The sequence below is a fragment of the Gordonia terrae genome (genome assembly GCF_001698225.1).
GTDB classification, from domain to species: Bacteria; Actinomycetota; Actinomycetes; order Mycobacteriales; family Mycobacteriaceae; genus Gordonia; species Gordonia terrae.
This window is the reverse complement of sequence record NZ_CP016594.1, coordinates 273,426-297,004: the sequence shown is the minus strand read 5'-3', so window position 1 is coordinate 297,004 and position 23,579 is coordinate 273,426. Positions and strand designations below refer to the sequence as shown.

The following is a 23,579-nucleotide window of genomic DNA, read 5'->3' as shown; positions in this document are numbered from 1 at the left end:
GACTATACATACGCTACGTACGTAAAGGAACCCTTCGTGCCCAGAGCCTCCGCCGCGGCCGCCGCCGAAACGGCCCGCGCCGTACTCGCCGCCGCCACCTGCCAGTTCGCCGAGCGGGGGTTCGCCGATGTGTCCCTCGACGACGTCGCCGAGGCGGCGGGCGTCACCCGCGGCGCGGTCTACCACCACTTCCGCAACAAGGCGGCGTTGTTCACGGCCGTGGCCGCGGCGTGCCACGACCGGGTCGCCGACGCGGTGGTCGCGGCCGCCGAGTCCGCGGGCACCGACCCGGCGCGCCAATTGAGCGCCGGCTCGCACGCCTTCGTCGATGCGATCACCAGCGGGCCCGCCGTACGGATACTGCTGATCGACGGCCCGGCCGTCGTCGGCTGGGATGAGTGGCGTCGACTCGATGAGGCCGGCTCGGCCGCCCATCTGCGCGAAGCCCTCGAGGCGGTCGGGGTCGACGGCGAGTTGGTCGACGTCCTCACGATGCTCCTGTCGGGGGCGATGAACGAGGCCGCACTCTGGCTGGCCCGGCACCCCGACGACGACACCGCCCGCGAACGCACACACCGAGCACTCGACCGATTGCTCGGCGCGATCATGTGAGGGGACCGACGCCCCTACGACCGCTTCAGCGGCGATCGGCCTCGCGGGGCGGATGCCCGTATCCGCGAGGCGCGTTCGTCGCGTCGGCGGTCTCGACCGCGGTGACCGCGCCCGACGACGCCAGGACCACCCCACCCAGAACGGCGGCGGCGAAGGCCACGATCGCGACGGGGCCCCACCCGGCTCGGGTGACGTCGCCGAGGAACGCGATCCCCACCGCGCCGGGCAAGACCGTCTGACCGACGACCAGTGCAGCCGCCGCCGCGTTGACCGACCCGGTCTGCAGCGCAACGGTGAACAGGTAGAAACCGCCGATCCCGCTGAGCAGCAACGCATACAGCGCCGGGTCGGTGAAGAGCACCGACAGGTCGAGGGGGTCGAGTCCGTCCAGGATGCGCGACGCGACCGCCATGACGCCGAAGACGGCCCCGGCGATGAGACCGGTGACCGCCGCGATGTGCGTGCGCAGCCGGCGCATCATGATCACGCCCAGTGCGATCAGTGCCGGCCCGGCGACGAGCACCGCCCAGTGCATCCATGAGGTGTGCTCCACGCCTTCGCGACCGGCGGAGACCGCGAGCAACACCAGCGACAGCACGATCACCCCGCCGGAGATCCAATCCCGCAGTGTGAGTCCAACTTTCAGGATCACCATCGCGAGCAGCGCGGTTGCCACCAGCCGGGCGGAGATGATCGTCTGCGACAGGAAGAGCGGGATCATCCGCGCGGAGGCGATCGTCGCGACGAATCCGATGATGTCGAAGACGAATCCGACGAGGAACGGCAGCGTGAGCATCGTCGCCGCGGTCGACCGCAGCGACGGGTGCGCGGCAGCGGATCGTCGGCGCTCTTCCCGGATCGCCGCTCGCTGCGCGACCTGCTCGGCGCCCAGCGCCTGCAGAACGGCCGCGGCGGCGAACGCCAGCGAACCGATCACCGCGATGACGATGCCGGCGGTCACGACACGAGCTCAGCTCAGCGCGGGGTGAGCACGTCGGTGCCGACGAACTTCGCGAGCTCGGCGGGCAGCCGGACCGAACCGTCGGGCTGCTGATGGTTCTCCAGGATCGCGACCAGCCAGCGCGTCGTCGCCAGGGTGCCGTTGAGGGTCGCGGCGGTCTGCGGTCTGCCGTTCTCGTCGCGGTACCGGATCGAGAGGCGACGCGCCTGGAACGTCGTGCAGTTCGACGTCGAGGTCAGCTCGCGGTAGGTGCCCTGCGTCGGAACCCAGGCCTCGCAGTCGTACTTGCGCGAGGCCGACGAGCCGAGGTCGCCCCCGGCGACGTCGATCACGCGGTAAGGCACGTCGATGGCGGCGAGCATGTCCTTCTCCCAGCCCAGCAGACGCTGGTGCTCGGCTTCCGCGTCCTCGGGACGGCAATAGACGAAGCCCTCGACCTTGTCGAACTGGTGGACGCGGATGATGCCGCGGGTGTCCTTGCCGTAGCTGCCGGCCTCGCGACGGAAACAGGTCGACCACCCGGCGTACCGCTTGGGGCCGTCGGACAGGTCGAGGATCTCGTCCATGTGGTACCCCGCGAGCGGCACCTCCGAAGTGCCGACCAGGTACAGGTCGTCGTCCTTGTCCAGGTGGTAGACCTCGTCGGCGTGGGCACCGAGAAACCCGGTGCCCTCCATGACCTCCGGACGCACGAGCACCGGCGGGATCATCAGGGTGAACCCATTCGCCGTCGCCTTCTGCGCGGCCATGTTCAGCAATGCGAGCTGCAACTGAGCACCCTGACCGGTGAGGAAGTAGAACCTCGACCCCGACACCTTGGCGCCGCGCTCCATGTCGAGCAGTCCGAGTGACTCACCGAGTTCGAGGTGATCCTTCGGATTCTCGATGTCGCGTGGCTCGCCGACGTGCTCGAGGACCACGTAGTCGTCCTCACCACCGGCCGGTGCTCCGTCGGCCACGATGTTGGAGATCGCCCGGTGAGCCTTCGCGGCTGCCGCATCGGCCTCGGACTGACGCGCCACCGCCGCCTTCACCTGCTCGGCGAGTTCCTTGCCCTTCGCCAGGAGCGCCTGCTTCTCCTCGCCCTGAGCCTTGCCGACCTGCTTGCCGAGCGTCTTCTGCTCGGACCGCAACGCGTCCGCTTCGACGATCGCGGCGCGACGCTCAGCGTCGGCAGCGAGCAGTGCGTCCACCAGGCCCGGGTCCTCACCGCGGGTGCGCTGTGAGGTGCGGACGAGGTCGGGGTTGTCGCGAACAGTCTTCAGGTCGATCACGACTTCAAACCCTACTTGAGAGCGTGATGCGAACCCGATCACGCCGCGTCGGCCCGCGCCGACAGGTCAGGTCCACAGTCGACGCAGGTCGTCACGACCGAACATGGACGCGGCGGCGTCGGCGTCCGGGGTTCCGCCGTAGGGATCGGCCCCGGCGTCGACCAGCACGCGCACGACGTCGTCGAAACCCTTGAAGACCGCGCCCGCCAACGGCGTCTGTCCCTTGTCGTTCGCGAGGTCGGCGTCGGCGCCACGGGCGAGGAGTGCAGACACCGTCGATGCGTGCCCGTGATAGGCCGCGAGCATGAGCAGCGAGTCACCCGACTGGTTGCGCAGATCTGCCGGCACGCCTGCATCGAGGTAACTGCTCAGTGTCTCGGCGTCGCCGGACCGTGCCATGTCGAACAGCCGGGTGGCCAGTTCGACGACGTCGGGACTGGGGGCACCGGAAGCCGGTCGATCATCGGGGTGGGCTGCCACTCCCGCGAGTGTAGGCGTGCCGCCCGGCATCTCCGCCAGGATGGAACCGGTGGCACCCCGCCGTGTGCGAGACTGACCGCAGTGTCTCCTCCTCCCGAAGCGCAGCACGAATCCGGCGGCCCCAGCGAGAGTTTCCTGACGGTCGTCATCGCCTTCGTGTCGAATCTGCTGATCGCCGTCGCCAAGACGGGTGCGGCGATGATCACCGGGTCCGCATCGCTCGTCGCCGAAGCCGCGCACTCGTGGGCCGACACCGGGAACGAGATCCTGTTGCTGGTCGCGGAACGTCGTGCGCATCGCCCGCGGGACTCCACCCATCCGCAGGGTTATGGGCGCGAAGCGTACATCTGGTCGATGTTCGCCGCGTTCGGACTGTTCGCGGTCGGCGCGGCGGTGTCGGTGCAGCACGGGATCTCCGAACTCCTGTCGCCCGAACCGGCCACGGATTACGGCATCGCCTACGCGGTCCTGGCGGTCGCCGCGGTGCTCGAGGGAATCTCGTTCGTGCGGTCGTACCAGCAGGCCAAGCGCGGCGCCGTCAAGCGCCGGATCGGCCTGCTCCGGCAGGTGTTCCGCACCTCGGACCCGACGCTGCGTGCGGTCTTCGCCGAGGACGCGGCAGCACTCATCGGTCTGGCGATCGCCTTCGTCGGCGTACTCCTACACCAGGTCACCGGGTCGGCCACCTACGACGCGATCGGTTCCATCCTGGTCGGTGTGCTGCTCGGGATCGTCGCGATCGTCCTGATCAACCAGAACCGCCGGTTCTTGCTCGGACAGGCAGTGGACGACGTCGTTCAGCGCCGAGTCCTCCGAGATTTACTGGCGCACAGCAACATCGATCGGGTGACCTACCTACACGTCGAGTACACCGGGCCCGTTCAGCTGTTCCTGGTCGCCGCAGTCGATTTCGCGGGCGACGACGCAGAATCCTCGGTGGCGGTCGCCCTGCGCGAACTGGAGAACGAGCTGGAGCGCGACCCGCGGATCACCGAAGCGGTGCTGACCCTGTCCGCGCCCGGGGATGTCGACCTCGTGCCCGACGCTCCCTGATCCCACCGGGCGCGGGTGGTCATATCACACTGTGGAGTTGTCAAAGGTCGTGTGGCATCGGGGTCGACGCCGGAGGGTCTGGTGCGCGGGGCGTCTAAACGAGTGCGTCGTCGAGTCGCATGGTGCGCCGGTTGTAGGCGGGGCGGGGTGAGCGTTTGGGGTCGATGTCGGCCGGTGGGATCAACCACGGATGCCGGTCGGGTCCCATCACCACCTGCCAACTGTGGCGGTGGACCTGGGTATGACAGCGTTGGCAGAGCAGGCACCCGTTGTCCAGATCCGTGGGACCACCGTCAGCCCAATGGACCAGATGGTGGACCTGCGTATGTGCAGCGGGGGCACCACATTTCACACAACACGCATCCCGGACGATGATCGCCTGCCGCAGATGGTGCGGAAACAGCCGTTTGGTGGTGCCCATCCGCAACGGCACACCCTCGGCGTCGAGGACGATCTCGGCCACCCCACCGTCACACGACAGTCGCTGCGCCGATGCGGCCGATATCGCCCCGACCCACGGCAACCGCGCCGGGTCCGCGTTGTCGGCGGGAATGGTGACCAGTACTTGGGTGCGGGGTGCTCCGGCGGTGGTCATCGCCGCGCCGATCGCCGCTTGATCGAGCAGTAGTTCCAGGCCGTCGGCGCGGCGTTCGCCGACACTGCGCCGATCCTCGGCGCCGTCGGGTTCGGGACGTGGACCGGATCGTTCGTCGATCATCGACAGGAACTTCTCTCCGATCACCGCCGTCACATCGCCGGTGATGGCGACTCTGCCCTCGTCGGTCACCCGAGTGTGCAGGGTGTTCAGTGATGCGTCATCAGCGGCCGGAACCGTGCCGGGATCAGCCTCGGCGACACCCATGGCGATCGAGCGGGCGTGGGTGTCGATCTCGGCGGGTGTGGCACCGGAGAACGCCTGGGTGAGCAGCTCGATCTCGAGCACCTGCCGGTCGTCGTCGAAAAGCCCAGCGGCTGACCGTTTGTCGATGGAGGCGATACCGCGGACGACCGCGTCGACGCACTCGACGGCGAGGTATCCGTCGGCGGCGCAGTCAGCGAGTTTCGGCAACGACGCCAGGCCGCCGGCGATCCGCACACCACGGTAGGCGACCGCCGGCGGCATCCCCATCTCGATCAGCCACGACCGTGTCGTCGAGCCTGCGCGTGCCGCTGCACCCGAGGCCTCCAGAAGAGCTATGTGGACAGCGATCTGGTGATCGAGCACGTTTCGCAGCACCCGTAGTTCGTCGAGTCGGTCGAGCACCGCGCGACCGGTGCCGTCGTCGGGTGGTGGAGTCAGACCGGTGAGGGTGTCGCGGAGCTCGGTGATCGAGGTCATGACACCAAGGTACTCGCCAAAACGTTCGACGACGAGATTTCTCCACAACCCTCTTGTTCTCGATTTCAGCTGTGCCACAGTTGATATCACTCACGCATCAGCGGTGAACCGTGGTGAACTACAGTGAACAGAAACCCCATCAGTCACAGGTGGATGGTTCAGAAGAACCCTCGCTCTGGAGCATGTGGCCCGATTGTTGCCCCCCATGCGCGAGCGAAGCGAGTCTCCACTGCTCCCTTCAGCGTCAGAGTTGTGAAGCCACCTGAGTGGTGATCGGGTGTCGTCCACCGGGCGAGGAGAGAAGGGGGGTCGCTGATTTCGGATAGGGAGAGCAGAGGGGGTCGCTGCTCTCGGATAGGGAGCAGAGGGGGCGCTGCACTCGGGTCAGGGACCAGCGAATCACTCAGACGGTGAACGGAATTGGGCCCGCTTCCAGTCCCCGTTGACCTCGTCGCGCTCGCGGACCGCCTCCCGGAAACCCGCGGTCGCGGCACGTTGCTGGAAGGCGTATCCCTCGCGGGTGTGGCGGGAGATCCCGTCGAAGACCGTGCTGATCATTCCCGAATTGGCGACCCCTTGGGCGAGGAGCGCGCTGTTGAGTGCCAGCTTGGCCATCACGAGCTGATTGACCGGCATCCGCGCGATCCGCTCGAGGAGATCCTCGGTGCGGGCGTCGAGGTCCTCGGCCGGCGGGGCCTCGACGGCCAGTCCCCACTCGTGCGCCTGCCGGCCCGACAGGCAGTCACCGGTGAACAGCAGCCGTTTGGCGCGCTGATCGCCGAGCCGGTGTGCCCACATACCGGCCGCGGGAATTCCCCATACCCGGGTGGGCGGATAGCCGATCTTGGTGTCGTCGGCGCAGATGATCTGGTCGGCGTAGAGCGCGATGTCCGTGCCGCCGGCGACCGCGAATCCGTGCAACTTCGCGACCGTCGGCTTGTTCGCGTGGAGCAGGCTGGCGAAACCGCGGTTGAATCTGCTCATCATCGCGTAGTCGATCATGGGGTCCCAGGTCCGGCCCGGGTCGTGATTGCGCGCCTGCACAACGGGATCGAGGACGGAGCCGGTCCGGGGATCGACAGCCTGCGACGGGTCGCCACCGTTCTCCGCGAAGATCGACAGGTCGTATCCGCCGCAGAAACCCTTGCCCCGCCCCGATACGACGATCACGTGGACACCGGGGTCGAGGTCGGCGCGTTCCACCGCATGCGACAGTTCGACCGGGGTGTCGACGGTGATCGCGTTGCCCTGCTCGGGCCGATCGAAGGTGATGCGGGCGATCCGGCCGGTGACTTCGTAGGTGAGCGTGCGGTAGTCGACGTCCGGCTCGCGTTCCGCGCGTCCGGCGAACAACGAGTCCTCACCGTGGCGCAGATCGTCGCGCCACGCGGCCGGGCGCGAGCCGCTCGACTCAACCATGTGTGTTCTCCTGCACCGTCTTCGGGATCACGCGTTCGATGATGGACGCCGTGTCGACCCCCGTCGGCAACGTGCCGAACACATCACCCCGGTCGTTGCCGAGGCGGCTCACGACGAACGCATCGGCGACGGCCGGGTGCCCGTTGCGCACCAGCAGGGAGGCCTGTAGGAGCTGGGCCATGCGGCCGACCACCCGGCGGGCTCGGTACTGCATCTCATCGAGGTCATCGAACTCGCGCCGCAGATCGGCCGCAGCGGCGTCGAGGCGGCGGTCGGCCCCTGCCGCGCGGTCGATCTCGTCGAGAAACGCGGTCACCGTGTCCGGTTGTTTGACCATCGCCCGCAGCACGTCCAGGGCGGCGACGTTGCCCGACCCCTCCCAGATCGACATGAGCGGGGCCTCCCGGTAGAGCCTCGGCATCCGAGACTCCTCCACATATCCGTTGCCGCCCAGGCACTCCAGCGACTCCGCGGCATGGATCGGCGCCCGCTTGCACACGTGGTACTTGCTGACCGCGAGCGAGATCCGTCGTAGGGCGTCGGCCCGTTGGTCGCCCGCGACGGCCCGGTCGGTCAACTCCGCGAGCCACAGCGCCGTCATCGTCGCGCCTTCCGACTCGATCGCCAGATCGGCGAGGACGTTGCGCATCAACGGCTGATCGACGAGCGCGGCACCGAAGGCCCGACGGTGGGTGGCGTGGTGGGCGGCCTGGGCGACGCCGACCCGCATGCCGGTCGCCGACCCGAGGGTGCAGTCCAGGCGGGTCATGTTGACCATCTCGATGATCGTCGCCACGCCGCGGCCCTCATCACCGACGAGCCATCCGACGGTGTCGTCGTACTCCACTTCACTGCTCGCGTTGGAGTGGTTGCCCAACTTGGCTTTCAGCCGCTGCAGCTGGAAGGTGTTGCGCGTCCCGTCGGGAAGCACCCGCGGTACGAAGAAACACGACAGACCTCCCGGCGCTTGTGCCAGCACCAAGAACACATCGCACATCGGCGCGGAGGTGAACCACTTGTGCCCGGTGATGCGATACGAGCCATCCGACTGCGCGACTGCGGTCGTCGTGTTCGCGCGGACATCGGACCCGCCCTGCTTCTCCGTCATCGACATCCCGGCCGTCAGTCCCGCCTTCGACAGCGGGCTCCGGAGCCCGGGCTCATACGTCGTCGAGACCAGAAGCGGTTCATAGAGTTCGGCGAGCTCGGCGTTGGCGCGCAGGGCAGGCACCACCCCGTAGGTCATCGACATCGGACATCCGTGTCCGGCGTCCACCTGTCCCCACACGCTCGACTTCACGGCTCGCTCGAAATGCGCTGTCGGGCTCGGGTTCGACCACGCGGTTCCGGCGAGGCCGAGGCCGATGCCCGTCCGCATGAGGTGGTGGTAGGCGGGGTCGTACACGACCTCGTCCACCCGGTTGCCGTACCGGTCATGGGTCCGCAGCTCCGGGGGGCGGGACTCGGCGAGATCGCCCCAACCGAGCGCCTCGGCGCCCCCGGCCAGCCGGCCGATCCGGTGCAACTCCTCGAGCATGTGGTCGGCGCCCGCGCGATGGACCGCCTCGGCGATGGCCGGGGTGTCCGCGGAGTCGAAGTCGACGAGTTCGGGGACCTGATTGGTGACGACATGGGTGGACATGGCCTGACCCACCTTCCTGATCGGGGTCGCCATCCACCGTATTACACTTCTCACGCGCTCGCTATAGTTCAGTAATATCCGCGTGTGGCGACGTGCGACGAGTCGGCCGATAGCATCGACCGCGTGCCCGGACGCGTGGAGATTCCCAAGCTCACGGCGCGTTCGGTCATTCTCAGTGCGCTGCTCGGACTCGATTCGCCCGATGCGTCGATCACCGGGATCGTGGCGATGGCCACCGACCTCGGTCTGCGCGAATCGACCGTCCGCGTGGCCCTCACGCGACTGGTCGCCGCGGGAGATCTGGAACGCACGAACGGTCGCTGCCGGCTCTCGCCGCGGCTCCTCGAACGACAGCAACGACAGGACCACGCACTGCATCCGGCGCGGCGCGACTGGGACGGGATGTGGGATCTCGCCGTCGTGACCGTCGGTTCCGAGAGTTCGACCGAACGTGCGCTCCTGCGCGACACACTGCAGAAAGCACGACTCGGCGAGATCCGGGAGGGCGTGTGGGCGCGTCCGGCCAATCTCGACCTCGAGTTCTCCCCGGACCTGCGCCGACGCCTGAACCTCTTCCGTGCAGCTCCCGAGGAGGCGTCGACGGACCTGGCTTCCCGCCTGTTCACACCGTCGGCCTGGGCATCGTCGGCCGATGAGTTGCTCGACGCGCTCGCGGCGGCGCCCGGCATCGCGAACCGCTTCGAGATCGCCGCAGCCATCGTGCGCCACATCCTGCGCGACCCGCTCCTGCCCGGCGAACTACTACCGGAGCCGTGGCCGGGCGATCGTCTCCGCGACGCGTACGAGGAGTTCCGCAACGAGCTCACCGGACTCGCCGCACGACACATGGCGTCCGACCGCGGGTGACCGAACAGGCACCAGACCGCGCGTTGGCGTCCATCCTGGGCATGGCTGCGTCGGAGCATCCGAGCACGAGGGTGTGCCCGGTCGGGTCCGTTAGGCATGATGGATCCCGATGAACGCGCCCGACCCCGACCGCAGCCGCCCCGCCGATGCCGACGCGCCCACCGCGCCCGCATCCGGCCGACCGGCCGGTGGAGCCCGCCGACCAGGCAACTTCGCCCGCAATCCGGTCTTCGTGATCCTCGGCGCGATCGTCGTCGGCGCGATCGTGGCGGGCGGGATCGCCTTCGCGACGGGGGTCTTCGACGACAGCGGCAGCGTCGGCGGCAGCAACATCGGCGAAGGCGAACGGCTCATCGAGAACGCCTTCACCAAGTCGGTGGCGGGCGACTGCCTCGATTGGCCGGCCGGGAACCCCGGGCAGCCGGTCGACGTACCGTGCGAGCAGAAGCACCGCTTCGAGGTCGCGGGCGCCATCGACACCGCCTTGATCCCCGGCGCCGAGTTCGGCGAGGACGCTCTCTGGCCGGGTGCCGAGCGGTTCGCCGCGATCCGCGACGAGCAGTGCCCGGTGATGGTGGACCAGTATCTCGACGGGCGCCTCGACCCGCAGGGCCGCTTCGCGGTCGGCATGATGTACCCGTCACAGGCGCAGTGGGACAAGGGCGCGCGACAGTTGCGCTGCGGGGTCCAGGAGAACGGCGCCGACGGTGCGCCGGTCCAGTTCTCCGGCCGGGTGGCCGATCAGAACCAGTCCTACGTCTGGCCCGAGGGAACGTGCGTCGGTATCGACACCGAGACCCGCGCCCCGACCGGCTTCGCGGTGAACTGCGCTGAGCCCCACGCCTTCCAGACGACCGGGATCGTCGATCTGTCGGTCCGTTTCGGTGACCGGATGTCGAACAAGCCGTGGCCGCCGACCGGTGCACAGAACGGTTACCTCGGGTCGATCTGTCCGGTCCAGGCCGAACGGTTCGCCGGCGGGCGCAAGCCGCTCGACGCGACCACGCTCAATGTCCAGTGGTCGGTACTCAGCGAGCCGAGCTGGCTCGCCGGCAGCCGCAAGGTGGTGTGCTACCTGGGCCTCCCCGACAAGCGCGGCGGGTTCGCGACCCTCGTCGGCGACGCCAAGGGCGGCGCCCTGCTGATCAACGGGCGGGCACCGGTCGCGCCTCCGGAGGCTCCTCCGGGGCGTGCTCTACCCACCCCGGTGCCGCTTCCACCGGGGATCGCGCCCAACCCCGACGAAGCCCCGGCCCCGGCGGGCTGAGCCGATGCCCGTTCCGATGTCCGACGACGAGTTCGACGGGCTGGTCTCCGATGCCCTGGACACCATCCCGACCGATCTGACCGACGCGATGAACAACGTGGTCATCCTCGTCGAGCCGTCCAACCCCGAGGAGCCGGGCATCCTCGGTCTGTATCACGGTGTGGCACTGACGATGCGGACCAGCGACTACGGCGGTTTCTTGCCGGACACCATCACCATCTACCGCGATCCCATCCTCGCGATGTGTCACTCGCGGGAGGAGGTCGTGCACGAGGTCGCGGTCACCGTCGTCCACGAGATCGCGCACCACTTCGGCATCGACGACGACTGGCTGCACGCCAACGGCTGGGGGTAGTGGCGCCGCGTCCACCGGGTTCGATGTTTGACCTGCGACGGAACGAGGTACGAGGGGTAGCAGATCGAGCAGCCCTCTATCTCAGGAGTACGTCCATGTCCTCAGACGCCATCGTCATCCTCCGGGATGAGCACAAAGAGATCCGCAAACTGTTCCGCGACTTCAAGTCGCAGGGCGACAACGCCGTCAAGACCAAGGGCAAGATCGTCGACAAGATCATCGAGGCCCTCACCGTGCACACGTACATCGAGAACGAGGTGATGTACCCGGAGATCCGCAAGCGCGTGCCCGACCTCGAGGACGACATCCTCGAGTCCTACGAGGAGCACCACGTCGCCGACGTCCTCGTCGTCGAGCTGGCCGCCCTCTCGCCGGACGCCGAGCGATTCGACGCCAAGACCACCGTCCTCATCGAGAACGTCGAGCACCACATCGAGGAGGAAGAGGACGAATGGTTCCCGAAGGTCCGAGACGCATTGAGCCGCAAGGAACTGCGCGAGATCGGTGAGGAGATGCTGCGCCGCCGGGAGAAGGCTCCGCGCCGGCCCTCGCAACCCTCGGCCCTGAAGAAGACGGTCGACGCCATCATCAAGTAGCCCTTCGAGACGCTCGCAAGCTCGCTCCTCAGGGAACGGGGTGACGCTCGCAAGCTCGCTCCTCAGGGAACGGAGTGACGCTCGCAAGCTCGCTCCTCAGGGAACGGGGTGACGCCCTCAGCCCATCGGTTCGTCGACGAGCGGCTCGTCGACCACCTCGAACGGGGCCGTCGCGGCACCCCATCGCCGGCACACCCACAGCCCGTCGGAGTACTCCAGTTCGATGGAACCGGTGTTGCCCAGGTGGGTTGCCGCGGCGAACCGGGAGTCGATCCCGGCCAGCCGTGCGGCGACCAGGCGAATGGCCGCACCGTGACTCACCAGGAACACATCGCGCTGGTCCGGTCCGGTGAGGTACATGTCGGCCAGGTCCTCGACCGTCGGCAGGTACCGGTCGTAGACCATCGCCAGGGATTCGCCGCCCGGGATGCGTGCGTCGAGATCGCCGTCGTGCCAGCGGTGCATGATGTCCTGGAAGACCTCATAGGACTCGCGGTCGGTGCGATCCTCCAGATCGCCGGCCTGCACCTCGTGCACACCGTCGATCGGCGCGGTCTCCACGTCCCACACCGAGCCGATGAGTTCGGCGGTCTGGCGTGCGCGGAGTGCACGCGAACTGAGCAACACCGCGTGGTGTTCCGGAGCGTTCTCCAGGCCGAACCGAACGCCCTGCCGCGCACCGAAATCGGTGAGTGCGGCACCGGGCAGGGCGGTGTCGAGGCGGCGCATGACGTTCGAGGTGGTCTCGCCGTGGCGGACCAGGTGCAGGCGCGCCATCAGTTGCCTCCTCGGCGCATCGAGTCGACCCAGGCGAGCGACTCGGTGTGATCGGGCGGCGTGGCGCCGGTGGTGCGCACCGCGGGCCACGACCCGAGGAACACCACGCGCTCACACCGGCGATGCAGGGCGGCAAGCGCTTCGGCGACGGCGGCGTCGTCGATGTGACCGACGGCGTCGAGGAAGAACCGGTACCGTCCGGCGATGCTGCGCCCCTGTGCCTCGTCGCGCTGTGGGCGCGATTCGATACGGGTGAGGTCGATTCCGCGCGAGGCGAATTCGTTCATCGCCGCCATCAGGCTGCCCGGCTCGTTCGACAGGTCGAGGATGACCGACGTCCGGTCGGCGCCGGTTCGGGGCACTGGGACCCCGGGCCGACCGAGCAGAAGGAACCTTGTGGTCGCGTCCCGCGCGTCGGCGACGCCGTCGGCGAGCACCACCAGCCCGGACAGGCTCGCCGCGAGTCCGGTCGTGACCGCGGCATCCGCCCTGCCCGCCGCGGCGTCCTGCGCGGCAGCGGCATTGGAGCTCGAGATCACGAACTCGGCATTCGGGAAAAGCTCACCCACCCGACGACGCACCTGCGCGGACGCAACGGGATAGGCGGCGATGGTGCGGACCTCGTCCGGGGGCAGCGGCGTGACCGCGGCGATCGCGAACGAGATGTCCAGCACGGTCTCGGCGAAAGCCTGCACGCGCCCGATGGCGGCGTCGCTCGTAGACGGCACCAGCGCGTCCATCGTCGCGGGCACCGAACCCTCGAGCGAGCTCTCGATCGGCACGCAGCCGTACTCGGCATCACCGCTGCGGATCATGGCGATGGTGGCGGCGGGACTCGACGCGGCGACACGCTCGATCTCGCCGGACAGGTCGAGGCCGGCGGTGTCGTCGTGATGTGCGGCGAGGACCGCGTCGAGTGCCATTTCGGTGAAGGTTCCGGGCGGGCCGAAGTAGGCGATCACAGGCACCACACGAGACTAGTGGAAGCCGGCCCGTCGAGACCGTTTCGCGTATGCGTCCCGACCTCGACGCAGGTGTACCGAAACCATTGACGCATGCGCTCGGGGAATTTAGGTTAGGGTTACCTTTCATACGACCCGCGCCCCGCGACGCCGACCGGAGAGACTGTCATGACGAGAACGACGACCGACCGCCCGACGGATGCCGAGATGATCCAAACGGCCTGTCGTCGAGTCGGTTCCGCCATCCTCGCCGTCGAGGGCGCGGACGCCACCCCGATCGACGTCGTGCACCTCTTCGAGTCCCAGGCCTTCGTCCTCGTGCCCACCGACGGCGACGCGATGCGGATCGTCGACGTCGCCGAGGGCGTCCCCGCCATGCTGGAGGTCACCGACTGGGCGCCCATCGACCTGCGTGAGCGCGTCCGATCGGTGATCTGGCTGAACGGCACACTGCACGAGGTCCCGCGCGACCTCGAGCGCGACCTCGCCATCGAGATCGCGGCCGAGCATCCCGACGACGGACTCCTCGACATCGGGCACGGTGCGTCGATGCTCCGTCTGCAGGTCGACACCGCGGTCATCGCGTCCTCGGACGGAGCGGCCTCGGTCCCGGCCACCGAACTAGCCGACGCCGATCCCGACCCGTTCTGGGAGCACGAGGGCAGCTGGCTCGAGCACCTCGACTCCGATCACGCCGACATCGTCGGACAGCTGGTCCGCAAACTACCCGCCGACCTGCGCACCGGACGCGTGCGGCCGCTCGGCCTCGACCGCTTCGGCATCCGCTTCCGGATCGAGGGCCGCGACGGCGACTCCGACGTCCGACTCCCCTTCGCCCGCCCGGTCTCCGACGTGTTCGAACTGTCCCGCGCGCTCCGCAACCTCGCGGGCTGCCCGTTTCTGAACTCGATGCCCGACTGACCCCAGGCCGGCCGGCCCCTAGGCTGGCCGCCATGGCCTTGCGCGAGTACCTGAAGCCGTCCCCGCACGGCATACCGGTCGTCACCGACCGGATCGAACGACGCGGGATCATCGTCGAACTGGTCATCGTCGGCGTCCTGACCTTCGCGTTCTCGGCACTCTCCGCGGCGCTCGCCCTGCTCGAGGCACAGCTCGCCGGCGGCATCGGCGAGACAACCGTCGCCCTCAATCCCAGCCGCTCCGACCTCGACCTCATCGACGCCGTCCGGCAGGTCATGAGCGGACTCCGACTCTTCGCCATCGCCGCCCTGGGCGTGTACCTGTTGTGGCGCAGCGGAATCGGACTCGCGCGAGTCGGACTCGGCCGGTGGGCCCCGCGCCGCGACGTCCCCGCCGGTCTGGTTCTGGCCGCGATCATCGGCCTCCCCGGGCTGGCACTCGTCGCCGTCGCGCGCGCCCTCGGCCTCAACGCGAGCCTCGTGCCCAGCCAGGCCGACACCTGGTGGGAGTGGCCGGTTCTCGTGCTGATCGCGATCGGCAATGCCGCCGCCGAGGAGATCGTCGTGGTCGCGTACTTCATCACCCGGCTGCGTCAGCTCGGGGCGTCCGACGGCGCGTCGCTCGCCGCCAGCGCGATCCTCCGCGGCGGTTATCACCTGTACCAAGGCTTCGGTGCCGGCGTCGGCAACCTGGTCATGGGCCTCGTGTACGGCCGCTTCTATCAGGTCAGCGGTCGCGTGTGGCCTCTCGTCATCGCCCATGCGGTCATCGACGTGGTCGCCTTCGTCGGATACGGGCTGCTCCGGGACCACCTGTCGTGGGTCGGGTGAGCGGCCCCCGACACCCGTCGACCGTGCATCGTTTCCCGCCGACTGTGCCCCCGTTTTCGTCGACCGTGCGTCCATCTCCGTTGACTGTGCGTCCGTTTTCGTCGACCGTGCGTCCACTTCCGTCGACTGTGCGCCCTACCCGAGCACCGTTGAACACGGTGAGATGATTCGCTAGATTCGTCTCATGACTGTCGATGTGCCGCCCGGCCCGGCCACCGAGCCGGCGAGCCTCCCCTTCCCGCGACGGCATCGGGCCGCCGAGTCCCGCGGCCGACGCATCGGCAAACTCCTGAAGGTCTACAACCACCTTCGCGAACCCGATGACGACGAGCTCGCGCAGCTCGGACGCCGGTTGCGCACACGGGACGAACCCGCCGCGACGCTGGTCCGGGCCATGCGCCTGCCCCGAGGTGTGGACGGCCGGGTGACGATGCGCCAGTTCGAGCAGGCGCTCGCCGGCGACATGCCGTCCGACGCCCCGGCCGCGCTTCGTGACTTCTTCGCGCTGGTCGAGAAGACGCCCGACTGGGTCGATCCCGACCTCTGCGACCGCGGCGCCGCTGTCTACCGACGCTTCGGCCAGAACGCGAACGACGTCCTGCTGCAGCTCTCCCTGATCGGCGGCTACCGCTTCGGCGGACCCGCCGACCTGCTGGTCGCGACCGGCGGACTCACCGGGAACACCGTCATCCGACGACTCGGTGAGACACAGACCTGGGCCATCGCGGTCGGCGAGCCGGGTGGCATGGCACGCGACGGCGAGGGCTGGCGGCTCACCGTCCACGTGCGCCTGATGCATGCCCTGGTCAACGAGAGGTACGAACACAACGGTCGCTGGGACATCGACCAGTGGGGCCTGCCGATCAACCAGTCCGACCTTGCCGCCACCCTCAACCTGTTCAGCGGCGCCTTGATGATGGGCGTCCGTGCGCTCGGGGTCCCCGTGAGCCGCGACGACTCGCGTGCCCTGATGCACCTGTGGAAGTACGTCGGCTGGCTGATCGGCGTCGACGACGACTGGCTCTTCGACTCCGAACGCGACCAGCATCAGCTGAGTTACGCGGTCCTGCTGACGCAACACGACGTGACCGACGCCGGTGCGGCGCTCACCACCGCGATCGTCGACGCCCAGAGTCGCCTGCACTACCGGCTGTTCCCCCGCGTGGCCGCGCGCTACACCCGAGCGCGCCTGGTCAGCATGCTGCAGGGCTTCCTGGGGGTACGCGGCATGCGCGACCTCGGTCTGCGGCCGGCCCTGCCCTGGGCCTTCGGTCTCGCCTGGGTGCGCAACACGCTCACCTACCAGGTCATCGCGCGGACGCCGGTCGGCCCGCGCTATCTGGAATGGACCGGCGCTCGCGCACGGCGTCGTGCCCTCTTCCGCCACTTCGGCCCCGATGCACCGGAGATCGGGTCACTCGCGGAGCGCTGATCGACGCATCGGGGCTGTCGTTCGCTGCGCCGTCGTGACGCGGTCCGGGACCCGGGAGCCGATGGCACCGGATCCGGATGATGTTGTGCCCGGATTCCGGGCTCGAGATCACACGGATTCCCCGGTCATGGGCCCGCACCTCTGACCTCCGACCGGAGGTGACGAAACGACCTCCGCGCGAGCAGCATTCGCGTCAGGTGAGGCGCTCGGCGTCATCGCGACCATCCTCGGCGACCGGCCGTCCACCCGACCCGGTGACCCGCGCGAGCAGATAGAGCACGAGTCCGACGACGATCAGGATGCCTGCGCGCAGCCATGTCGACGCGCTCTGCTGTGTCATCAGCACGATGCAGGAGACCACCGCGAGTATCGGAACGATCGTCGGGGTCCGAAAGTGGTCGGTGTCCGTGCGATCGCGGCGCAGCACGAGCACGGCGACGTTGGTGCTGACGAAGACGAACAGCAGCAGGAGCACCACCGTCTCGGCGAGCGCCGCGACCGTGCCCGTCGCCGAGAGGATCATTGCGACCGCGGTCGTGGCCACGATCGCCGTCCACGGCGTGCGACGACCGGGCAGCACCTTTGCCAGTGCACCCGGGAGCAGCCCGTCCCGTGCCATGCCGAAGGTCAGGCGCGACGCCATGATCATCGTGAGCAACGCACCGTTCGCGACAGCGATCAGCGCGATCAGGGAGTACAGCTGGTCGGGTATCCCGACGTCGGCGATCGAGACGACCTCCAGCAGCGGCCCCGACGACTCCACCAGCCGCTCGGGTGGTGCGACCACCGACACCGCGAGGCCGACGAGCACGTACACGACGCCGGCCGTGAGCAGTGCACCGAACAGCGCCTTCGGATACACCCGCCGCACGTCACGGACCTCTTCGGCCATGTTGGCCGAGGTCTCGAAGCCGACGAACGAGTAGTAGGCGAGCAATGCCGCACCGAGAACGGCCAGCGCCGGTGTGGTCTCGTCGGTGAACTCCAGCACCCGCTGCGGCTCTCCGTCACCACGACCGAGGACGATGCCGGCCAGCACGACGACGAGGACGAGCCCGGAGACCTCCACGACGGTCATCACCACGTTCGCGCTCAGGGACTCTCTGATCCCGCGGGCGTTGAGCGCCGCGACCGCGAGCAGGAACACCAGAGCCGCCACGGTGGTCGGAACGTCGAGGAAGACCTGCAGGTAGTCGCCCGCGAAGGCGAGCGCGAGTCCGGCGGCACTCGTCACCCCGGCGGCCAGCATGCAGAAGCCGACCAGGAACGAGACGAGCGGATGGCGGTAGGCATGCCGCGCGAACACCGCGGCCCCGCCGGCCCGCGGGTACTTGGTGACGAGTTCGGCATACGACGCCGCGGTCAGCATCGCCAGCGCCAGGGCCAGCGCCAGCGGGACCCAGATCGCGCCGCCGACCTCACCGGCGACCTCGCCCACGAGCGCGTAGATACCCGCGCCGAGGACATCGCCCAGGATGAACAGGAACAGCAACTTGCCGGTGATGGCCCGCCGCAGCGGGGTGTGCCCACCGTCGGCCCCGGCGCCGGTCCCGGTCTCCTCGGAGTCGCCCGCTTCGGCGACATGTTTGTCGGTCATGGCGAGTCCTGTACCCCGTTCGGGCCGGATCGAGACCTCGGTGACGAATCACTCCTCGAAGGCGTCGACGCCACCTCACACACCAACCGACCGACATCCCTCACGGCCGCCCATGCGTACATTTGATGGGATGAACGAGCAGGACCCGCCGATCCTCCGGCGAGGTCGCCCCGGGCCACCGATGCCGCCCGGGCGGCCAGCGGGCCCGCCGCTGCGCCCGGGACCACCGCCCGGCCAGGGCCATCGCCCACCTCCCGGCGCCGTCGGCCCGTCCGCTCATCCGCAGGCCATGCCGCGGATCCCCGCACGCGGACCCGACCCGCGCCGCGCCCCGGCGGCCGGTGCCGGCGGCCGTCCGCCACATCCCGCCCCGGCCGACCGGCCCTCCCCGTCGGGGCAACCCGGTCCGGGCGGGTATGCCCCCACCCAGAAACCCGAGCCGATCCCGGACGATCGCTCCCGCGGCCGTCGGTCGTCACCCGCGGACCGTCGAAGCCGTGACCGATCCGCCGGTCCCCCACCCGCGCCCCCGCGCCCGACCACGCCGCCCCGTCCTCGACGCGGCGGCCGTCGCGCGGTCCGCATCGGCAAGGTCTTGCTGATCCTGCTGCTCGTCGTCGTCCTCGGGTCTGTCGGACTGCTGTTCTACTACGACTCCAGACTCGACCGCATCGACGCGCTGCGGGCCTATGCCGGACGCCCGTCGGACACCCCCGGCACCAACTGGCTCATCGTCGGCACCGACTCGCGCTCCGATCTCACCGAGGAACAACGCCGGGCACTCGCGACCGGTGACGCCGACGGATCCCGCACCGACACGATCATGCTCGTCCACAACCCACCCGGCGGCGGCAAGGCGATCGTGGTGAGCATCCCGCGCGACCTGTACGTGGAGGTCCCGGGCCAGGGCAGTCTGAAGATCAACGCCTCGTTCAGCATCGGCGGTCCGGCGCTGCTCGTGCAGACCGTGGAGAACCTCACCGGAATCCACATCGACCACTACGCCGAGATCGGCTTCGGCGGGTTCGACACCCTGGTCGACGCGGTCGGCGGCGTCGACATGTGTATCGACCAGCCGCTCAACGACCCGAAAGCCGGACTGCGCCTTGCGAAGGGCTGCCACCGCCTCGACGGCCGCCAGGCACTGGGCCTGGTGCGCACCCGTGCATTCCCCCGCGCCGACCTCGAGCGAGTCGTCAATCAGCGGAAGTTCCTCGCGGCACTGGTCTCTCGCGCCACCAGTCCGACGGTGCTGCTGAATCCGTTCCGGCTCTTCGGCTTCATCGGCGGCGCCATCGATGCGCTCACAGTCGATGAGCGAGATCACATCTGGAACCTCGCGTCGCTCATGTTCGCTCTTCGGGACCCCATCACCACGACCACACCCGCCGGCGAGAGCACCTTCACCGATGAGGGACTCGCACTACCGGTCAACGAACAGACCGAGGAGTTCTTCGCACTCCTCCGTGCAGGTCAACCCATCCCCGACGACCTTCTCGTCGACGCCGGCGGGCCGTCGTAGAAGGGTTCCCAAACGCAGGCGAGACTTGCCTTAGTTAGCCTGAACTTGCTGGTGAGAGCCATTTTTCGGCCCTACGATGGGCCACATGACCGAACACACGAAATTCCACCAACTGCTGCACGACCAGATCAGCAACGAGTTCTACGCTTCTCAGCAGTACATCGCGGTCGCCACCTACTTCGACAACCACGACATGCCGCAGCTCGCGAAGCTCTTCTACCGCCAGGCAGTCGAGGAGCGCAATCACGCGATGATGATCGTGCAGTACTTCCTCGACCGGGACATGGAGGTCGAGATCCCCGGCATCCCGGCGCCCAACAACCGCTTCGAGGACTACCGCGCGCCCATCGATCTCGCTCTCGCACAAGAGAAGACGGTCACCCAGCAGGTCGTCGACCTCGCCAAGTCGGCCCGGGACACCGGCGACTACCTGGGTGAGCAGTTCGTGCAGTGGTTCCTCAAGGAGCAGGTCGAAGAGGTCGCGACCATGACGACCCTGCAGACCATCGCCGAGCGCTGCAACGGCAACCTCTTCGACCTCGAGAACTTCGTCGAACGAGAGTTCAACGGCGACAAGACCTCCGACGCCACCGCACCCCCTGCGGCCGGCGGGAACATCTGACGCCGAAGCGTTCTGGCTCCCTGAGATGCGAGCGAAGCGAGCCACGAGGGTATGGTGGCTGCCTCACCATGCCCTTCGTGGCTCGTCGCTATCGCTCCTCGCACCTCAGGGAGCAGGGGGTGGCCGGCCGCTTGCTCTCCTCGCACCTCGGGGAGCAGGAGTGGCCGACGCTTACTCTCCCCACACCTCAGGGACCGGAGCTTGTGTGGTTCTCTCGGATCAGCTAGCAGGGGGCGCGGCGATCAGCGCAGGGTCACCTGTCGGCCGCGGATGCCGTCCCGCGAGCTGCGCTGTTCTATCGTGAGCGGCGACGTGTCGGCGAGCGCCTCGCCGAGCCACTGGTCGAACTGATTCAGACCGGCGTACCACTCCTCGTGGTGCATCTCGTTGTCGAGGTCGAAGACCGGGACGAGCAGCCCATGGGTGCGGAACGACCCGGCGAAGCGCGACCCCTCGCCGATCGTCAGCCGTCCGGCGGCGTGGAGCCGCGCCATCGCCGACATCAGATCATCTTCCGGCTCGGGCCGAATCCAGCGCAGGTGGGCACGCTCTCCGGCGTCGACCCACCAGGGCGCACTCGCGCCGCTGTCGACCACCAGTCGCGCCGTCGGCAGCACGGAGTCGTTGGCGCGCTCGAACATCGCCGTGATCTCGGCGGGGACGTCGGTGCCCTCCACGAACCACCAGCCGAAGTCCTGGTGGACCGTGATGTCCAGGACGGCGTCGGTGTTCACGACCTCGTCGAGCGTCGGGGCCTCGTCGGCGGCGTCGAGGTCGAATTCACTGCCGGCCTCGGCATGCGCGGACCATGCGATGGCCGCAGCCAGTTCGACGGCCAGCGCCGTCCGGTCCGGGTCGGTCTGCAGACCCACGAATCCCTCTGTGGCACCGTCGACCTCGCGCGCGAGAGCGGGCACCGCGCCGGGCAGGATCGTCACGATGGAGACGTCGTTGCGCGATCCGGCCGGTTCGTTGAGTTCCAGTCGCGCGGTCGCCGAGGCGACGAAGGTCCGCAGCGCGACGAAGTCGCACTCGGACGCGAACCCGGCGAACGGCCGGGGCGGCGGCGCCAGAGCTGCCGCCTGCCGTGCCTTCCGTGCCGCCACGCGCTCGGCTCGATTGCTTCCCGGACGTGGTCCACTGCCCCGTTTGCTCTTCTTGCCCATCGGTCCACTCTCTCACGCCCCCACCGCGACGCCCGACAGCGTCGTACGCGCAGCGGTCAGTCGACGGTGACCAGCCAATCGCGGACCTTCGCCGGATGGTTGGTGGCCAGCCACCGCACACCGAGGTCGGCGCAGAGCTGGACGTCGACCAGCTCGTCGACGGTCCAGCAATAGGTGACCCGACCGGCTGCCGCGGCGCGGTCGACGATCTCGGGATACTGCCGCAAGGTCATCACCGACGGCCCGATGCCGGTCGCTCCCACCGCTGTGGCGGCGCCGCCGCCGAGAACCCGAGCGGTGTCGCCGAGCAGGATCGTCGGCAGCATGGGTGCGTGGCGTCGTATCCGCCAGACCCCCGCCGAGGAGAACGAGATGACCACGGCGCGGCTGTGATCGGCCGACGGCGGAGTCGCCACCCCGAACTCGTGCAGCATCTCGAGGAGTTTCTGCTCGACGAGACTGCCGAAACGAACCGGGTGCTTGGTCTCGATGAACAACCGGACGGGACGACGCCAGTCCAGGGTGAGCGTCAGCAGCTCCCGCAGTGTCAGGATCGATGCCGGCCCACCCGACGCGTGCCAGCTGCCGAAGTCGAGTTCGCGCAGTTCGGCGAGGGTCATCTCGCTGACGATGCCCGAGCCGTCGGACGTGCGGTCGACAGTTCGGTCGTGCACGCAGACGAGTTCGTGGTCGGCGGTCAGCCGGACGTCGCATTCGAGTCCGTCCGCGCCCTGTGCGAGGGCGAGTTCGTAGGCGGCGAGGGTGTGCTCCGGGCAGTCACCCGACGCCCCGCGGTGCGCCACCACCGCCGGCTTTCCCGAACGCGAGACCTTCTCGGCCGCGCCCACGTTCACCCCTGAGTTCATCCGACCGCCACCCACCGTCTCGTCGGGACCGGGGCCGCCGCGGCGGCTCCGAACAGTGTCCGCACCCGGCGCGCCATCCAGAAGGCGAACGCTGCAGAGATCGCCGTGCTGACGATGACCATCGCCAGCGCGTTCGCCCCGGTCTGCAGCGAGTCCGAGCGCCAGGCGATGAGCCGGGCGACGATCGCCGCCCCGGCCGCCACGTTGACCAGAATCCAGGCGACCCACAACTTGCGGAGTCGGCGGCCCACGAGGTCGGCGTCGAGTGACGGGTCCTGGCCGACACGGTGCGCGGCGACCTCCTGCAGCACCAGCGGGGCGCCGATCAGGTTGACCAGTGGCAGCCCGGACAATGCCGCGACCCAACCGGGCCGGCGCGGGTCGAGCAGGCCCGCCGACGCATAGGTGTCGGCGCGCAGCTCCAGCACCCACCGCATGAAAGCGAGTGTCGCCAACACGAATCCGAGGAAGGCGACGACCCCGACGAAGACGGTGAGCCAGTCCGAGGCGATGATGAGGAACTCGGGCAGCGGACGGTCGCGGTTGACGACCAGCAGGATGTAGCGGACGAGATGGACGAGCGCGGACGCGGTCAGCGCAGAACCCGCGAGCACCAGCGCGAGCCCCAGTCGGGAGCGGGAATCGTCGAGCTTCTGGTGCGCGGCGTCGGCTGTCGTCGGTTCGTCGTGCAGACCCCACGTGGGTACATAGACGTAGCGAGGGATGAGTCGCGGACCACGCCGGCCTACGGGGCCGCGGCGGGCCGGTACGGCCTCGGGTGGGCGGCGGGCCACCCATCGCACGTTGCGACTGCGGTACAGACGCCCGGCGGGCGCCGAAGTCGGGCCCGGATGCCGGGGGCCCGGGTGTCCGGGGCCCGAGGGACGCACCGAGGACTCTCGTCGCGCCGCCAGGGCACGCGCGGCGTCGTCGACGACGCTCAGCGGACCGCCACACCGGGGACAGCGTTCGCGTCCGGGACGATGCGGCGCCTGGATTCGGCACCGCGGGCAGAGGTC

Annotated in this window: 23 protein-coding genes; 11 read left to right on the top strand and 12 right to left on the bottom strand. The window is 68.7% G+C overall.

What is annotated here, in order from left to right; translation table 11 throughout:
- Positions 1-36: 36 nt before the first annotated feature.
- On the top strand, positions 37-612 hold the full coding sequence (locus BCM27_RS01400) for a TetR/AcrR family transcriptional regulator (protein ID WP_004021395.1): 576 nt from the start codon (positions 37-39) through the stop codon (positions 610-612).
- A 25-nt stretch (positions 613-637) separates the two neighbouring features.
- Here the strand turns inward: BCM27_RS01400 and BCM27_RS01395 are convergent, their stop codons facing one another.
- The 3 genes from BCM27_RS01395 to BCM27_RS01385 form a co-directional block, all read right to left on the bottom strand.
- Positions 638-1,573 carry a hypothetical protein gene (locus tag BCM27_RS01395; RefSeq protein ID WP_004021396.1) on the bottom strand — a complete coding sequence of 312 codons (936 nt, stop codon included), beginning with the start codon at positions 1,571-1,573 and terminating at the stop codon, positions 638-640.
- 14 nt (positions 1,574-1,587) lie between these two features.
- On the bottom strand, positions 1,588-2,847 hold the full coding sequence (gene serS, locus BCM27_RS01390) for a serine--tRNA ligase (RefSeq protein WP_004021397.1): 1,260 nt from the start codon (positions 2,845-2,847) through the stop codon (positions 1,588-1,590).
- Positions 2,848-2,913: 66 nt separating this feature from the next.
- The gene (locus tag BCM27_RS01385) at positions 2,914-3,357 is read right to left on the bottom strand and encodes an ankyrin repeat domain-containing protein (RefSeq protein ID WP_004021398.1); all 444 of its coding nucleotides are present in this window, start codon (positions 3,355-3,357) and stop codon (positions 2,914-2,916) included.
- A gap of 51 nt (positions 3,358-3,408) precedes the next feature.
- On the opposite strand from BCM27_RS01385, the gene BCM27_RS01380 reads away from it, so the two are divergent.
- Positions 3,409-4,380, top strand: coding sequence for a cation diffusion facilitator family transporter (locus BCM27_RS01380; RefSeq protein ID WP_004021399.1), 972 nt, complete (start codon positions 3,409-3,411; stop codon positions 4,378-4,380).
- A 94-nt stretch (positions 4,381-4,474) separates the two neighbouring features.
- Here BCM27_RS01380 and BCM27_RS01375 read toward each other — a convergent pair whose 3' ends face one another.
- From BCM27_RS01375 to BCM27_RS01365, 3 genes are all read right to left on the bottom strand, one after another.
- Positions 4,475-5,719 (bottom strand): HNH endonuclease signature motif containing protein, encoded by a 1,245-nt coding sequence (locus BCM27_RS01375; protein ID WP_004021400.1) that lies wholly within the window; start codon positions 5,717-5,719, stop codon positions 4,475-4,477.
- A 399-nt stretch (positions 5,720-6,118) separates the two neighbouring features.
- Positions 6,119-7,138: a crotonase/enoyl-CoA hydratase family protein gene (locus BCM27_RS01370; protein ID WP_004021401.1), complete on the bottom strand. Its 1,020-nt coding sequence runs from the start codon at positions 7,136-7,138 to the stop codon at positions 6,119-6,121.
- Entirely contained in the window at positions 7,131-8,780 is a 1,650-nt protein-coding gene (locus tag BCM27_RS01365) for an acyl-CoA dehydrogenase family protein (protein WP_004021402.1), read from the bottom strand. Before BCM27_RS01365 ends, BCM27_RS01370 begins: the two co-directional genes overlap by 8 nt.
- Positions 8,781-8,903: 123 nt before the next feature.
- Here BCM27_RS01365 and BCM27_RS01360 point away from each other — a divergent pair, with 123 nt between their 5' ends.
- The 4 genes from BCM27_RS01360 to BCM27_RS01345 all read left to right on the top strand — a co-directional run bounded on the left by BCM27_RS01360 (position 8,904) and on the right by BCM27_RS01345 (position 11,865).
- Positions 8,904-9,647: a PaaX family transcriptional regulator C-terminal domain-containing protein gene (locus tag BCM27_RS01360; protein ID WP_239450643.1), complete on the top strand. Its 744-nt coding sequence runs from the start codon at positions 8,904-8,906 to the stop codon at positions 9,645-9,647.
- 109 nt (positions 9,648-9,756) lie between these two features.
- Positions 9,757-10,914 (top strand): septum formation family protein, encoded by a 1,158-nt coding sequence (locus BCM27_RS01355; protein WP_004021404.1) that lies wholly within the window; start codon positions 9,757-9,759, stop codon positions 10,912-10,914.
- A 4-nt stretch (positions 10,915-10,918) separates the two neighbouring features.
- A complete protein-coding gene (locus BCM27_RS01350; RefSeq protein WP_004021405.1) occupies positions 10,919-11,269 on the top strand; it encodes a metallopeptidase family protein in 351 nt (116 codons plus the stop codon).
- A gap of 95 nt (positions 11,270-11,364) precedes the next feature.
- The gene (locus BCM27_RS01345) at positions 11,365-11,865 is read left to right on the top strand and encodes a hemerythrin domain-containing protein (protein WP_004021406.1); all 501 of its coding nucleotides are present in this window, start codon (positions 11,365-11,367) and stop codon (positions 11,863-11,865) included.
- A 117-nt stretch (positions 11,866-11,982) separates the two neighbouring features.
- Here the strand turns inward: BCM27_RS01345 and BCM27_RS01340 are convergent, their stop codons facing one another.
- Together BCM27_RS01340 and pheA are read right to left on the bottom strand one after the other, a co-directional pair.
- Entirely contained in the window at positions 11,983-12,642 is a 660-nt protein-coding gene (locus BCM27_RS01340) for a histidine phosphatase family protein (protein WP_004021407.1), read from the bottom strand.
- Positions 12,642-13,613, bottom strand: a complete 972-nt coding sequence (gene pheA / locus BCM27_RS01335; protein WP_004021408.1) for a prephenate dehydratase — start codon at positions 13,611-13,613, stop codon at positions 12,642-12,644. Before pheA ends, BCM27_RS01340 begins: the two co-directional genes overlap by 1 nt.
- 159 nt (positions 13,614-13,772) lie before the next feature.
- Here pheA and BCM27_RS01330 point away from each other — a divergent pair, with 159 nt between their 5' ends.
- The 3 genes from BCM27_RS01330 to BCM27_RS01320 all read left to right on the top strand — a co-directional run bounded on the left by BCM27_RS01330 (position 13,773) and on the right by BCM27_RS01320 (position 16,787).
- Positions 13,773-14,525, top strand: a complete 753-nt coding sequence (locus BCM27_RS01330; protein WP_033204727.1) for a DUF2470 domain-containing protein — start codon at positions 13,773-13,775, stop codon at positions 14,523-14,525.
- A 32-nt stretch (positions 14,526-14,557) separates the two neighbouring features.
- The gene (locus BCM27_RS01325) at positions 14,558-15,355 is read left to right on the top strand and encodes a CPBP family intramembrane glutamic endopeptidase (RefSeq protein ID WP_004021410.1); all 798 of its coding nucleotides are present in this window, start codon (positions 14,558-14,560) and stop codon (positions 15,353-15,355) included.
- Between the two features lie 184 nt (positions 15,356-15,539).
- The gene (locus BCM27_RS01320; protein WP_004021411.1) at positions 15,540-16,787 is read left to right on the top strand and encodes an oxygenase MpaB family protein; all 1,248 of its coding nucleotides are present in this window, start codon (positions 15,540-15,542) and stop codon (positions 16,785-16,787) included.
- A gap of 193 nt (positions 16,788-16,980) precedes the next feature.
- On the opposite strand, the gene BCM27_RS01315 is transcribed toward BCM27_RS01320, so the two are convergent.
- The gene (locus BCM27_RS01315) at positions 16,981-18,384 is read right to left on the bottom strand and encodes an APC family permease (RefSeq protein WP_004021412.1); all 1,404 of its coding nucleotides are present in this window, start codon (positions 18,382-18,384) and stop codon (positions 16,981-16,983) included.
- 289 nt (positions 18,385-18,673) lie between these two features.
- On the opposite strand from BCM27_RS01315, the gene BCM27_RS01310 reads away from it, so the two are divergent.
- Positions 18,674-19,906: an LCP family protein gene (locus tag BCM27_RS01310; RefSeq protein WP_239450684.1), complete on the top strand. Its 1,233-nt coding sequence runs from the start codon at positions 18,674-18,676 to the stop codon at positions 19,904-19,906.
- A gap of 85 nt (positions 19,907-19,991) precedes the next feature.
- Positions 19,992-20,528, top strand: coding sequence for a ferritin (locus BCM27_RS01305; RefSeq protein WP_033204722.1), 537 nt, complete (start codon positions 19,992-19,994; stop codon positions 20,526-20,528).
- A 242-nt stretch (positions 20,529-20,770) separates the two neighbouring features.
- Here the strand turns inward: BCM27_RS01305 and BCM27_RS01300 are convergent, their stop codons facing one another.
- From BCM27_RS01300 to BCM27_RS01290, 3 genes are read right to left on the bottom strand one after another with little or no spacing between them, the layout of a single operon-like run.
- Complete coding sequence (locus tag BCM27_RS01300) at positions 20,771-21,694, bottom strand: DUF5926 family protein (protein ID WP_004021415.1); 924 nt, start codon at positions 21,692-21,694, stop codon at positions 20,771-20,773.
- 56 nt (positions 21,695-21,750) lie between these two features.
- Positions 21,751-22,560 (bottom strand): glycerophosphodiester phosphodiesterase family protein, encoded by an 810-nt coding sequence (locus BCM27_RS01295; protein WP_004021416.1) that lies wholly within the window; start codon positions 22,558-22,560, stop codon positions 21,751-21,753.
- Entirely contained in the window at positions 22,557-23,354 is a 798-nt protein-coding gene (locus tag BCM27_RS01290) for a DUF4328 domain-containing protein (RefSeq protein ID WP_231895855.1), read from the bottom strand. The genes BCM27_RS01295 and BCM27_RS01290 overlap by 4 nt, the downstream gene beginning before the upstream one ends.
- Between the last annotated feature and the right edge of the window lie 225 nt (positions 23,355-23,579).